Raw genomic sequence first — 13,025 nt, 5'->3', positions numbered from 1 at the left:
GTGGGGGGGCTCAGGCGTCCGTCATTTCGTCATAGAACTTGACGATATCGGTGCTGTTTCCCTTTTCCATAAACTCCATGGCTTCACGGGGATGCCGGTTCAAAATTCCGCTGATCATGTAGGGAATGCTGAATCCCCAGAAAAAGTCTTTCCGGAAGGGCTCGATATCCTCCTGAATGCACTTCAGCAGCGGCCGCATGCGGTATTTCGGGTTATGCAGGAAGCCGAGCAGCAGCTCCATCTGGCAATTGCCGGCCCCGCGCCCGAGTCCCGCGAGACTGGCATCCAGATAGTTGGCCCCGCAGATAATGGCTTCGATGGTATTGGCGTAGGCCAGATTGCAGTTATTGTGGGTGTGGATGCCCACTTCTTTGCCTCCCACCTTGGCGTACTTGTGGAACTTATGCATCAATGCGCGGATCTGTTCGCTGTAGAGAGTTCCAAAGCTGTCCACCAGATACATCACGTCCACTTCCGACTGGCTGAGCGCTTCCAGGGCGCCATCGAGTTCGCATTCCGGGACCGTGGAGATGGCCATCAGGTTGATGCAGGTTTCATAGCCCTTGTCATGGGCATCCTTGATCATTTCCAGGGCCGTGGGAATCTGGTGGATGTAGGAGGCGACCCGGATCATGTCGATGGCGCTCTGGTCACGCGGGAGAATGTCGTGGTGATAATCCGTACGCTCGGCATCCGCCATGACGGAGATTTTGGTATCCCCCTTCTTTTCGCCGACGACCTCACGCAGGACCTCCTCGTCGCAGAATTTCCAGAGACCGTTTTCCGTCTGGGAGAAGATTTTCTTGGACCCTTTATAGCCGACTTCCATGTAGTCGACGCCCGCCTCACAACACGTCTGATAGACGGATTTCACGAGACTGATATCGAACTTGTGGTTGTTCATCAGGCCGCCGTCACGAATGGTGACATCCATGACCTTGATTTCGGGACGGTACGAAAGCCAGCCTTTGCTCCCGCTAATTTGTTCAGTACTTGCCATAAAATGAGCTCCTCTCTTGATAATCCTGCCCCCCTGGCCATCAGGAGGGCGGTATTGAGTCTGTTTTTAGTCCATTTGTCAATGCGCGAAAAATCCGTACCCGTAAAAAACGATTCCGTTTTGGGGAGAAGGTGTTAAAATCAGAGCTCTTTATGTTTTCTGCAACCGGACAACGCGTTCGTTTTCTCAGGTGTGATAATGAGTGCTAAGCAGGCTAAATTACTTGTAACGAGTTGGAGCACAATTCGTTATGAATTACTTAATACCCGTATTTCCGATTTATCCCTCTCGATCAAGGGCTCGCCGCTTGAGGGGATGATCCAGCAGATCAGCCGTGAACTTCAGGCCAAGGGGATCAATTTTGTGCCGGAATTTTACCTGACGGATAGCTGGGGCTGTCCCGATGAAGTGCCGGCGGTGGGGATTCCCTTCTATCTGGCGGACCGGCGGTTGGCCCGGATCGAGGAAGAACAAACCGGTGAAATTGAAGATACCCGCACAACGTTGATGTATTTGCGGCATGAAGTCGGTCATGCGTTGAACTATGCGTACCGCTTGTGGGAGTGGCCGGGCTGGACGGATGTGTTCGGAAAATTCTCGAAGCCGTACCGGGATGTGTTTCTGCCGGATCCGTCCAGCAGGGATTTTGTACGGCATCTGGTTCACAGCCAGTATGGCCGGAGCTACGCACAGAAGCACCCGGATGAGGATTTTGCCGAGACCTTTGCTATCTGGCTGACCCCGCGTTCGGGTTGGCAGCGCAAGTACCGGTTCTGGCCGGCCATGCGGAAACTGGCGTTCGTCGCGAAATTAATGAAAAGTTTGAAACGACAGGCGGCGCCCGAGGTGGCTTCAGGGCCGCTGCTCAATCCGGTCTCGGAAATGACGATGCTGTTGGCTGAGCATTATGGTCAGCGGGCGGAACGCTACCGTGAGGCCGCTCAGGGCTATGTGGATGATAAATTGCAGCAGGTGTTTCCCAAGGTCCGTGCGGAAGCACAGGTGCCGGCCTGCCTGTTTATCCGGCAGCACCGGAACCGGTTGGCGTCAAGCATCAGCATCTGGTCCGGACTGGATTCCGAGGAAGTGACCACGATTATCGAGAAACTGGCCGACCGCTCCAAATTCCTGAACCTGCGGATGCCCCGGCGCAAGGGGACCGAAAAGCTGGTCGAAATCACGTCGCTCGCCACCTCCCTGGCCAAGGACTTCGCCTATACCGGACGGTTCACGGGATAATTAAATCATCGGCACGCCGACATCGAAGGAGGGGCCTTCCATGGCGATTTTGACGATCTGCTGGAGCAGGTGCGGATAATCAATGCCCGCTTTCTCAGCGGAACGGGCCAGGGCCACGCTTTCATCCAGGGACGGGTTGCAGTTGACCTCAAGGACGCGGGGTTGGCCCACTTCGTCGAGCCGGATATCCACACGGCCATATCCCCAACCCCCGACCGCACGGAAGGCGCGCAGGGCAATGGCGCTGATCTCTCGGGCCAGATAGGGTTCCACCTCGGCCGGACAGATCACCGACGTCTTCTGGTACTCGACACTGTCTTCCATCCACTTGGCGGCATAGGACATGATCGGGGGAATTTCCTTGGGGAGGCGGGTATAGTCGACCTCGGCCAAAGGAAGCACGGTCAGTTTGCGTCCGCCCAGGATGCCGACGTTGAACTCACGGCCGGGTAGAAAGTGCTGGGCCAGGGCCGGTTGATGGTAGTGCTTGAGAATTTCGCGCACTTTTTCCTTGAGGGCCGATTTGGTGGAGACCACCGAATCGCGGGAGAGCCCGATGCCGGCATGTTCGCGGCTGGGCTGGACGATGATCGGGAAATTCCATTTGACGCGGTCCACATCGCCGATCCGTTCCACCATTTCCGTTTTCGGCGGCATGGGAATCCCTGCGCCCTGGAGCAGACTGGCCGACATGTATTTGTAGCGGCTCAATCCCAGGGCAAGGGCGGGGGAGCCCGTGATCGGAAAGCCCATCATCTGGACAAGGGCGGCCACCCGCATCTCGTACAGGGCGCCATGAACGACGTCGTCATACTGGTTGAAGACCACATCCGGACGGAGCCGGCGCAGTTTGCGCTGGAACGCCAGCAGGTCGTTGGCGAGGGGGACAATCGTCACCTTGTAGCCGACTTTGCGAAGCACATGGGCCATGCGCCGGATCATCTTGCGCAGATCATCGGTGCTCCCCGTATCTTCCGGGACTTCGGGAGAGGCGGAGGCGCCAGCGTTATAGACAAGGGCTACATGGTATCGGGTCGAATGCTTCATAAAAAACTCCAGTTCAATCGTCGTGCTTTTAGCAATCTAAAGGAAGGGACCGGATAAAGCAACAGACAGATTTCCCGGACTCAGGCGGTGGCGTGCGGGGACACGGTGTGGAGTTCCACGCCCGGATGTTCCTTGATGAAGTATTCCACCCCCCACTTGTCGGGGAACAGGATGACAAATTGACCGCGGATATCGGTGGCGACTTTGACCCCCGTGCCCAGATAGAACTTGTCCAGCGTCTCGCGGGTGACGCTCGGGGAAAACCAGCGGATCTGCGCGAAGGGGGCCGGTTCCATGCGAGGGTCGGCGCCATATTCAGCTTCGAGCCGGTAGGCCACTACTTCGAACTGAAGTTGACCCACCGCGCCCAATAGCGGTGCGGTCTGGTAATCATTGAGCAATTCGAAGGACTGGATCACCCCTTCCTGCAACAACTGATTCAACCCTTCCCGCAATTGTTTCTGCTTGGAGGCGCCGGTATTGCGGATATAGGAAAAAGCTTCCGGAGGGAAGCGGGGAATTTCATCATACCGGATTTTCGGATTGCTGGTCAGGGTGTCCCCGATGCGGAATGCCTTATGCGTCACGAGTCCCACAATGTCGCCCGGATAGGCAATCTCGAGGGATTCCCGGTCCTGTCCGAATAACTTCTGGGGATAGGACAGGCGGACCGGCTTGCCGGTTTCGGGATCATTGACGACCATATCCTTTTCGAAGATTCCGGAACAGACCCGGACAAAGGTCAGGCGGTCCCGGTGCCGGGGATTCATATTGGCCTGGACCTTGAACACGAACCCGGAGAACTCCGGATGTTCCGGGGCGATGGGCCCGTTGGATGAAATCCGCGGTTGGGGCGGGGCCCCGTGTTGGACAAAATAGTCAAGCAGCAGTTGGACCCCGAAGTTGGTCATCCCGCTCCCGAAAAATACCGGGGTGATCTCCCCGCGCAGCACCTGTTTTTCATCAAACCGTTCGCCGGCGGCGCTGAGCATCTCAAGCTCTTCGAGCCAGGGATCGCGGATATGGGGCGGGATCTGGTCAAGCAGGGCCTGATCATGGATGCCCGTGACTTGTTCCGGAGCGCGGTGGGCATTGTGGGCGGTGCGCTCGAAGAGATGCAGCTTCTTCGTCAGCCGGTCATAGACGCCCTTGAACTCGACGCCACTGCCCAGGGGCCAGGTCACGGGGAACGCGCCGATGCCGAGGACTTTCTCGAGTTCATCCACCAGGGCGAGGGGATCCTGCGCCGGCCGGTCCATCTTGTTCATGAACGTGAAGATCGGGATCCCGCGCAGCCGGCAGATCTCAAAGAGTTTACGGGTGCGCTCCTCAATGCCCTTGGCGGCGTCGATCACCATGATCACACTGTCCACGGCGGTGAGCACGCGGTAGGTGTCTTCACTGAAATCCTTATGGCCGGGGGTGTCGAGAAGGTTGATGACGCAGCCACCGTAATCGAACTGGAGCAGGGTGGAGGACACGGAAATCCCGCGTTCCTTTTCCAGTTCCATCCAGTCGGAACTGGTGTTCTTGCGGTCCCGACGGGAGCGGACAGAACCCGCCAACTGGATCGCCCCACCATAGAGCAGGAGTTTTTCAGTCAGGGTCGTTTTCCCGGCATCCGGATGCGAGATGATGGCAAACGTCCGCCGGCGCGCAATTTCAGTAAGAAGGGGAGAGTCAGTCATGGGGCGCAGCGGTTAGCGATATTTGGCAAGCAGGGGCTCCAGCGCTTCCAGGGTGGCGGGAGGGACGGTCTTCATATCGGTCATGATCGCGTTTTTCAGTGCGTTCTGACACGGGCAGATGTGCTTGGTCGGAAGTTGCGGGACAAACCGGCGGATGATTTCCTTTGCCAGGGCGGTGTTGGCGGTCAGCGTCTGGATGATCATGTCCACGGACACTTCCTCCTCGCTGGTGCGCCAGCAGTCGTAGTCGGTAGCCATGGCCATGGGCAGATAGCAGAGTTCCGCTTCGCGGCACAGCTTGGCTTCCGGCAGGCTGGTCATCCCGATGATGTCAAAGCCCATCTGACGATAGGAGTTGGATTCGGCGCGGGTCGAGAAGGCCGGCCCTTCCATGTTCACATAGGTGCCGCCCTTATGAAGCCGCACGATATCGCCCAGCTTCAGGTCACGGACCACCTCGACGGCGACCTTGGCCATGATTTCACGAAGCCCATGACAGGTGGGATCACCGAAGGACACATGGCCAACGATTCCATTGCCGAAAAAGGTGTGGTTCAGCGAGCCTTTGGTCCGGTCGAAATACTGGTCGGGCAATACAATGTCACGGGGGCGGATGCCTTCGCGCAGGCTGCCTACCGCACTGACGGACATGACGAGGTCGACGCCCAGTTTTTTAAAGCCCCAGATGTTGGCCTTGTGGTTGATCTCGGCCGGCAGGATGCGGTGTCCCCGGGCATGGCGGGGGAGGAAATAAATATCGACTCCGCCCAGCGTCCCGTGAATATAGGCGTCGGAGGGGTGGCCGAAGGGGGTGGCCAGGGTGACTTCATTAACATTCTCGAGGCCTTCGAGTTGATACAAACCGCTGCCGCCAATGATTCCGAGTTTCATGGGAGTCCTGTCAGTATAATGTTTTCTACACTGTGTTCAGTATCTGAACATCCTGTAAAGGGGTGGTAGGCCGTGTGGGATTCGAACCCACGACCCCAACATTAAAAGTGTCGTGCTCTACCAACTGAGCTAACGGCCTGCGAAAAAGTCGGGTCACAATAGAGGAACGATCCGCTAATGTCAACGGTGGATGGACAAAAAGGAATGGCCGACATCTCGATGATTGCTGACAGGGCTGTAAAACCGGAGGATTTGACAGAATGAACAAAATAAACAAAATTAGTTTGAAACACGTAACAATGGGGTTTTCGATTTTTAACATTCTGTAAATTCTGTCAGAAAATCTTGCAGCTGTTGTTGCGGAGGGAATGCGAGTTTAATGCCTTTTACGATTTCACATGTAGCGGTGGCGGCGCCTTTGGCCCGGCGGGGATTGATCCTGTCGGCGCTGGTGGTGGGCAGCATGGCGCCGGATTTCCTGTATTTCTTAACCCTCTCCACCAACAGCGGTTGGGGACATTCGCCCGAGGGGTTGCTTGTGTTCAGTCTGCCCGCCGCCTTGGTCGTGCTCTGGGTCTTTCATGGATTCCTGAAACGGCCCCTGTTACGGCTGGTGCCGCTGGCGCATCGACGCCGGCTCTTGCCTTATGCCGGGCCGTTTGCGTTCTGGCCTGCGAAACGGCTTTTCCTTGTTTTTGCCTCGGTGGGAATCGGCATGGGGATCCATTTGATATTGGATAGCTTTACCCATGACTATGGTTTGCTTACCGTTCGCTTCCCGTTTCTGCAGGCCACGGTGCTGCAGGTGTACGGCCGGGCCATGCCGCTGTGCGACCTGCTTCAGATGGTGTTGTCAGTCGGGCTGCTCGGGGTGCTGGTGGCGCAATATGCGCGCTGGTTCTTTCTGAACCGGACGGGGGCAAGTCTGGCGACCTTTCTTGATTTCCGGACGCATCTTCCCCTGTATCTGGTGCTGGTGGTCATCGCCACCATTCCGGCGGTGCTCTATGCCCATCACAGCGTGCCCCTGGTTTCGGATCTGCGCACCCTCCGCATTTTCGCCGGCCGGCTGATTCTCTTCCAGATCTCCGCAGGGGTGCTGGAGGTGCTGTTACTGATCAGCTACCGCGCATGGAAGCGGTTTTGATGGAGGGCACCGCTTTGTACTTATCCTTACACGTAAATACAAGAAGACTTCACCACTAATTAAAGAAATGAAAGAAATCCTGAAACGCCCAAAATGTTTGGCGATTTGTCATGTCTGGCTTGGCGCGCTATGGGCATGGTAGGTTCCCCTGTAAATAGCCAGCCACGAAAAATCGCCAAACGGGTTTTCCCCGGACATCAGGGGAAATGAGGAAGCTCAAGGGCTTGATCCCGCTATGATTCTTTCATGCCCCCGAAAAACCGTTGCGGGATTTTTAATTCGGGGAAGACCACAACGCGTTCTCGTGTAACTCAATAGAAAGAGCACCCCGAATTAATAATGCCGCAACATTTTGGATTTCTTCGGCTGAATCTGAATTTCTTTCATTTCTTCAATTAGTGGTGAAGTCTTTTCTTTAAATCCGAATAAGGAGCAAGCTCTGTCGGTGCCGGCGGTCAGGAAGGTTTTGACAGAGCAAAACCCTCCATGATTATTTGAACGAGCAGATGTATTCGGCGATGCCGGATTCGACGGTGATGTCGAACTTGGAGTTGCCGGGAACATCGAACTGGGTGCCGGCGGCATAGGGAGTCCATTGGGCGGCTCCGGCTTGACGCGCGGTGCAGGTGCCGGCAATGATTTTCATTTCTTCCGGCGCGCCGGTATTGAAAGTATAGGTGCCGGGGTAGATGAGTCCCAGGGTCTTTTTTGAACCATCGGGGAAGATCACCGTGTGGCTGACGACTTTCCCGTCAAAATAAACATTGGCCTTGGCGGCAACTGAAACGTTTTCAAATGTAATGGTGCTCATGCCGGACTATATATCATTCCTGCCGCGCGGCATTCAAGGGTTGATATCACTTTTGAGGGCTTTTTCATTACTAATAGTACCGCCGAACAGAGGGACTTCACCACTGATTTAAGAAATGAGTGAAATCCAGAAACGCCAAACGGTTTTCCCCCGGACATCAGGGGAAATGAGGAAGCTCAAGGGCATGATCCCGCTATGATTCTTTAATGTCCCCAGAAACACCGTTGCGGGATTTTTAATTCGGGGAAGCCACCGACGCGTTCCCGTGTAACCCAATAGACCGAGCACCCCGAATTAATAATGCCGAAACATTTTGCCTGCCCTGAGGTTCCTCGAAGGAGATTTCTTTTATTTCTTAAATCAGTGGTGAAGTCTTCCTCTCGACTTGTGGGTAATAGAAAGGAAGAGGGCCATGAGTAGAAAATCTTTGTCTTTTTCCGGCAATCCCTTTATAGGAGTAACCCTATGAAATCATTTATCCATGACGATTTTCTGCTGGAATCCAAAACGGCGCGCCGGTTGTATCATGAGGTGGCGGCGGTCCAACCGATTATTGACTATCACTGCCATTTACCCCCGGCGCTGATTGCCTCCAATCATCAGTTCCGCAACCTGTATGAAATCTGGCTGGCGGGCGACCACTACAAGTGGCGGGCGATGCGGTCGAACGGGGTGGCGGAACGGTGTATTACCGGCGATGCCTCGGATTATGAAAAGTTCATGGCCTGGGCCGGGACGGTGCCCTACACGTTGCGCAATCCCCTCTATCATTGGACGCATCTGGAGTTGAAGCGGTACTTCGGGTGTGATGAGCTGCTGGACGAAAAATCGGCCCCCCGTATCTGGGAGAAGGCCAATGCCGTGTTGCAGCATCCGGATATGAGCGTTCGCGGCTTATTGGAGAAGAGCCGGGTCGAAGTCGTCTGTACGACGGACGATCCCGTTGATTCGCTGGAGTTTCATCGTGAGATCCGGAAATCGGGGTTAACCACCCGGGTGTATCCGACCTTCCGTCCCGACAAGGCGCTTTGGGTCGACACGCCGGCTTTTAATGGGTGGGTCGAGGCCCTGGAGCGCGCCAGTGGGGTCACCTGTAACCGCTTGACTGATTTTATGGCGGCATTGGATCAGCGGCATGCCTTTTTCCACGAGTTGGGCTGCAGGGTGTCGGATCACGGGATCGAGCATTGCTACGCCGGGGCTTGCTCCGAGGCGGAAGCCGCCTCCATTTTCGATGCAGCCCGGGCTGGTAAACGGGTTTCCCGCGAGGCGGCGGATAAATACCGTGCATTCCTGATGCTCTTCTTCGGGCGTCTTGATTTTGCCCGGGGGTGGGTCAAGCAGTTGCATTTCGGGGTGGTGCGTAATAATAATTCCCGGATGATGCAGCAGTTGGGGCCGGATACCGGATTCGACGCCATCGGCGACTTCAGTCAGGCCCAGGCGTTGATTGGCTATATGAATGCCTTGGATCAGGAAGGCCATCTTCCCAAAATGATCATCTATAATATCAATCCCTCTGATAATTATATTATCGCCACGGCCATGGGCTGTTTTCAGGATGGCACGACGCCGGGTAAGATTCAGTTCGGCAGCGGGTGGTGGTTCCTGGATCAAAAAGAGGGCATGGAATGGCAGATGAATGCCTTGTCGAGCCTGGGCTTGCTGCGCCGGTTTGTCGGGATGCTCACGGATTCACGGAGTTTCATCTCCTATACCCGTCATGAATATTTCCGCCGGATTCTGTGCCAGATGATCGGGCGTGATGTCGATCGGGGCGAATTACCCGATGCCCCGGAGTTGCTGGACTCGATGGTCCGGGATATCTGTTATGAAAATGCGAAACGATACTTCTCATTTCAACACTAACATGAGCTTCATTCCCGTTTGTATTGATTTCTGCTAATGAAAGGACCGGAAGAGGATATGATGACTGTTGCGGCTGAGCCGAAAGAACGAACCGAACTGATTGAATTATGGCCTGACGGAGCGCCTGGGGCCTTCGGGAAGGAAGATACCGACCGACCCTCGCTGGAGGTGTATCTGCCGGAGGCCGGGAAGGCCTGTGGCTCCGCCATGGTGATCTGTCCCGGTGGGGGCTACTGGGGGTTGGCGGGGCACGAAGGGCGCGACTATGCCCTCTATTTGAATCAGCAGGGCTTGGCGGCCTTTGTGTTAAAATACCGGCTGGGCTCTTCGGGCTACCGGCATCCGGTCATGCTGCAGGATGCGGCGCGTGCCTTAAGGGTAGTGCGCGCCGGGGCGGCCCGCTGGGGGATCAGTCCTGACCGGATCGGGATCATGGGGTCATCGGCCGGCGGCCATCTGGCCTCCTCGCTCATTACCCATTTTGATGCCGGACAGGCCGCTGACTCAGATCCCGTCGAGCGCGTCAGTTCACGACCGGATTTCGGGGTGTTGTGTTATGCGGTCCTCTCCATGGTGGACGATGACGTCACGCATACCGGCTCACGAACCAATCTGCTGGGTGATGCTCCGACGGCCGAGCAGATGCGCCACCTTTCGGCGGAACTGAATGTGACCGACCAGACACCGCCCTGTTTCATCTGGCACACCTGGGCGGATGGCGGGGTGAAGATGGAAAACAGCATGCAGTTTGCCGCAGCCCTCCGACGCCACAATGTCCCCTTTGATTTGCACATCTATGCCAAGGGCTCGCATGGGATTGGCCTGGTCTCCAAATGGCCTTTTGAAAATCCCCACCCCTGGGCCCAGGATCTGGTCTTCTGGCTGAAGGAGAGCGGCTTCATCCCCAAGGCGTAAGCCGTAGGCTCCTAAGGCGTGGTGGCAGGTTGGTCGAAGGTCAGGCCGACCTTCCAGTCCAGTTCAACGTCAGGGGTTCCTTTTCCGGCGGTCTTGCCCCAGGCGGTGAGCGCATCCTCAATATGCTGCCGGAGCATCAGGCTCATCCGGTGCCGGACATCCTCGCTCTCAATGACGATGAAGAGTTTGAGTTTGGGCGGGGTCCGTCGCTTCAGGAAGCCCAGTCCGCTATGCTCCTTCTGCCATTCATGCACCGTGTTCGTCCACAAGGCTTTCAACTGCGGAGTCATGGCTTCAAAGATGGCCGTGGCGGCGTCCTGCGGCTTTCCAGGATCGAATGAGACGTTGCAGTTGGTTACCCCCGTCTGGCTTAATAAACGGGCCGTGGCGGGGCCGGTAGCGGCTCCGGTCAGCAGGAGAATGCCGTCCGGCTCGTTCCGGCGGTCTACCCGGGTCCGGCTCAGGACGGCATCGGCGGCCCCCTCGCTACCGCCATCTTTCGGGCTGGTTTTGGGAACAGGGGGTTGGACCTCTTTGGGCGGTTCGGGATTCTGCTCTTCCGGTTTGGCGGGATTCTGCCGCAGGTCCTTGATTTTGCCCTGCTCGGCCTCGGAGTTGGGGCGCGCCTCGGAGGGCGTGGCTGCCGTGGCGGGGCTGGGGCTTTCCTGGATCGAATCGTAGAGTTGCCGGACCGTTTTGTTGAGATGGGCCAGGGTCAGATCCAATATGTCCTTGTATGGGGTGGCCTGCGCCCGTGAGTCGGCGGCCCAGGCGGTCTCCAGGGCGGCCTGCCATTCGCACCGGATGTCCTTATAGGGACGGCGGGCCGTGACCTCTTGACGGAGGGTGTCGAGACGCGCCTGTTCCAACTTGCTGACAAGGGCCAGTTGGGTGGTCAGCACCTCGTAGCCTTCCTTCGCTTTGCGATTGGCGAGGGTGAGGACACGGCTGACGGTTTCCGCGAGGTACGTATCACGGTCACGTACTGAAACGCCGAACAGCTTCACCGCTTCAGTGAGGGTGGTCAGCGCCGCGCCCCCGGAGTCCTGCAGGACGCGAAACGCCTCAGGGGAGAGGCGCTCATTCCGCTCCAGGGCCGAGAAGGATTTTTTAAACTGCTCGTCGCTGACGGTTTGGCGGGCGTCCATAAGGCTGGTGTGGAGTTCCCGGGTCAGGCGCGTCTCAAAGGCATTCGTGAGAAGTCCGTTCGTGGTCAGAAGCACCGTGAAATACGAGGCTTCGCCCGCCGGGGTGGCGCCTGCCGCATACGTCAACGCGGCCTTTTCTTTAAGGGCCGGAGCGAGCGCGCCAAGGAACACCGATTGACTGGCCGCGAGCGTGGGATGCTTGTCCGGCTCCGAGCGGATGGCTTTGGCCAGCGGATCAGGTTGAATGGCCAGGCAGGGGCTCTGGGCCAGGAAGGCGGCGAGGCGCCCGGTCTCCAGTTTGGTGGCCAGCCCGGGGACGCTGTTCCGGACAGGGGCCAGGACGGCGTAGAGCGGCACCGGCTTGCCGCTGACATCAGGAGTCCCCGGTTGGGTTCGTTCTTTGGCAAGATCAGATTCCAGCGAGCTCAGCAGGGCCAAGGCAATGGTAGAGGCGTGGCGACGGTCATCCGGGATACTTTGGGCCGCGGCTTTTTCAAGAGAGGTCAATTGTCGCTCATATTGCTTCCGGATCTCGCTGGAAATCAGGCCGGTCTGCTCGTGAAGGGCCTGTTTCAATTCTTCGAAACAGGCGTTCCGGTCGGGATTCGCCAGTGCCAGAACTTTTTGTTGAAGCCGGGTCTCGTCCTCACGGGTCAGGTGGAGGGACTCGGGATGTCCGGCAACCTGCGTTTCCAGAAACTCATTGACTTCGCTTTCGTTGGGGAACCGCAGTTGCTGTTCCAATTCCTGGCGGAGCAATCCGATGGCCCGGGCCCGGGCATCATTGAACAAAGGGAGCTGTTCGCTATTGGCAACCGACTGCAGGGCCTTTTCCATGGCATTGCTCCAGCTTGCGCCCAGGTGAGCGGTGACATCGCTCCAGAGGATGGGGATCGACGATTGCTCATTGGCGTGGGCCAGTACGGTTTGAAACTGGCGGTCAAACTGTTCCTGCCGCATGCGGATGGCAATGTCCCGGCATAATCGCTGGCTGGCGCTACGTGAGGCATGACCCGGCAGATCCGCCCGCATGGCCTGGTTGAGCTTTTCAACCAGGAGCGTGCGCGCTTCAGGGCTGAGGGCGGTGGGCTGGTTGAGTTCATCCAGGATTTCACGGGCAGCGGACAGGGTGGCCAGACGCCACTTGGCGCGCTCCTTCGGAGAATCCGACGGGAGGGTGGGTGAAGTGGTCTCACTATAACTGCCGGTGACACTTGCCAGAATGGCAAATATCGCGAGACCAATCGTCGCCATACGGGGAATGTTCATG

Annotated in this window: 10 protein-coding genes and 1 tRNA gene; 4 read left to right on the top strand and 7 right to left on the bottom strand. The window is 57.0% G+C overall.

Annotated elements, in window-relative coordinates; translation table 11 throughout:
• Positions 1 to 10 precede the first annotated feature (10 nt).
• A complete protein-coding gene (locus tag WCS52_01455; GenBank protein ID MEI6165839.1) occupies positions 11 to 1,000 on the bottom strand; it encodes an aldolase catalytic domain-containing protein in 990 nt (329 codons plus the stop codon).
• Positions 1,001 to 1,198: 198 nt separating this feature from the next.
• On the opposite strand from WCS52_01455, the gene WCS52_01450 reads away from it, so the two are divergent.
• Positions 1,199 to 2,239, top strand: a complete 1,041-nt coding sequence (locus WCS52_01450) for a putative zinc-binding metallopeptidase (protein ID MEI6165838.1) — start codon at positions 1,199 to 1,201, stop codon at positions 2,237 to 2,239.
• On the opposite strand, the gene WCS52_01445 is transcribed toward WCS52_01450, so the two are convergent.
• The 4 genes from WCS52_01445 to WCS52_01430 form a co-directional block, all read right to left on the bottom strand.
• Entirely contained in the window at positions 2,240 to 3,286 is a 1,047-nt protein-coding gene (locus WCS52_01445) for a hypothetical protein (GenBank protein ID MEI6165837.1), read from the bottom strand.
• 80 nt (positions 3,287 to 3,366) lie between these two features.
• On the bottom strand, positions 3,367 to 4,974 hold the full coding sequence (locus WCS52_01440) for a peptide chain release factor 3 (protein MEI6165836.1): 1,608 nt from the start codon (positions 4,972 to 4,974) through the stop codon (positions 3,367 to 3,369).
• A 12-nt stretch (positions 4,975 to 4,986) separates the two neighbouring features.
• Entirely contained in the window at positions 4,987 to 5,865 is an 879-nt protein-coding gene (mtnP, locus tag WCS52_01435; GenBank protein MEI6165835.1) for an S-methyl-5'-thioadenosine phosphorylase, read from the bottom strand.
• Positions 5,866 to 5,928: 63 nt separating this feature from the next.
• Positions 5,929 to 6,004, bottom strand: a tRNA-Lys gene (locus WCS52_01430).
• Positions 6,005 to 6,244: 240 nt separating this feature from the next.
• Here WCS52_01430 and WCS52_01425 point away from each other — a divergent pair.
• Complete coding sequence (locus WCS52_01425; protein MEI6165834.1) at positions 6,245 to 7,012, top strand: DUF4184 family protein; 768 nt, start codon at positions 6,245 to 6,247, stop codon at positions 7,010 to 7,012.
• 490 nt (positions 7,013 to 7,502) lie between these two features.
• On the opposite strand, the gene WCS52_01420 is transcribed toward WCS52_01425, so the two are convergent.
• Positions 7,503 to 7,823 (bottom strand): pyrimidine/purine nucleoside phosphorylase, encoded by a 321-nt coding sequence (locus WCS52_01420; GenBank protein MEI6165833.1) that lies wholly within the window; start codon positions 7,821 to 7,823, stop codon positions 7,503 to 7,505.
• Between the two features lie 465 nt (positions 7,824 to 8,288).
• Here WCS52_01420 and uxaC point away from each other — a divergent pair, with 465 nt between their 5' ends.
• Together uxaC and WCS52_01410 are read left to right on the top strand one after the other, a co-directional pair.
• Positions 8,289 to 9,692 carry a glucuronate isomerase gene (gene uxaC, locus WCS52_01415; GenBank protein ID MEI6165832.1) on the top strand — a complete coding sequence of 468 codons (1,404 nt, stop codon included), beginning with the start codon at positions 8,289 to 8,291 and terminating at the stop codon, positions 9,690 to 9,692.
• A gap of 57 nt (positions 9,693 to 9,749) precedes the next feature.
• Complete coding sequence (locus WCS52_01410; protein ID MEI6165831.1) at positions 9,750 to 10,607, top strand: alpha/beta hydrolase; 858 nt, start codon at positions 9,750 to 9,752, stop codon at positions 10,605 to 10,607.
• Between the two features lie 11 nt (positions 10,608 to 10,618).
• Here the strand turns inward: WCS52_01410 and WCS52_01405 are convergent, their stop codons facing one another.
• The gene (locus WCS52_01405; GenBank protein MEI6165830.1) at positions 10,619 to 13,024 is read right to left on the bottom strand and encodes a hypothetical protein; all 2,406 of its coding nucleotides are present in this window, start codon (positions 13,022 to 13,024) and stop codon (positions 10,619 to 10,621) included.
• Position 13,025: the final 1 nt, after the last annotated feature.

Source organism: bacterium (assembly GCA_037128595.1).
Lineage (GTDB): Bacteria > Verrucomicrobiota > Kiritimatiellia > CAIKKV01 > CAITUY01 > JAABPW01.
This window is presented reverse-complemented; position numbering and strand designations above follow the sequence as displayed.

Coding starts and splice junctions, on each gene's coding strand:
- WCS52_01440 (MEI6165836.1), bottom strand. CDS start 4,974: ATGACTGACTCTCCCCTTCTTACTGAAATTGCGCGCCGGCGGACGTTT.
- WCS52_01410 (MEI6165831.1), top strand. CDS start 9,750: ATGATGACTGTTGCGGCTGAGCCGAAAGAACGAACCGAACTGATTGAA.
- WCS52_01445 (MEI6165837.1), bottom strand. CDS start 3,286: ATGAAGCATTCGACCCGATACCATGTAGCCCTTGTCTATAACGCTGGC.
- uxaC (MEI6165832.1), top strand. CDS start 8,289: ATGAAATCATTTATCCATGACGATTTTCTGCTGGAATCCAAAACGGCG.
- WCS52_01455 (MEI6165839.1), bottom strand. CDS start 1,000: ATGGCAAGTACTGAACAAATTAGCGGGAGCAAAGGCTGGCTTTCGTAC.
- mtnP (MEI6165835.1), bottom strand. CDS start 5,865: ATGAAACTCGGAATCATTGGCGGCAGCGGTTTGTATCAACTCGAAGGC.
- WCS52_01450 (MEI6165838.1), top strand. CDS start 1,199: ATGAGTGCTAAGCAGGCTAAATTACTTGTAACGAGTTGGAGCACAATT.
- WCS52_01405 (MEI6165830.1), bottom strand. CDS start 13,024: ATGAACATTCCCCGTATGGCGACGATTGGTCTCGCGATATTTGCCATT.
- WCS52_01420 (MEI6165833.1), bottom strand. CDS start 7,823: ATGAGCACCATTACATTTGAAAACGTTTCAGTTGCCGCCAAGGCCAAT.
- WCS52_01425 (MEI6165834.1), top strand. CDS start 6,245: ATGCCTTTTACGATTTCACATGTAGCGGTGGCGGCGCCTTTGGCCCGG.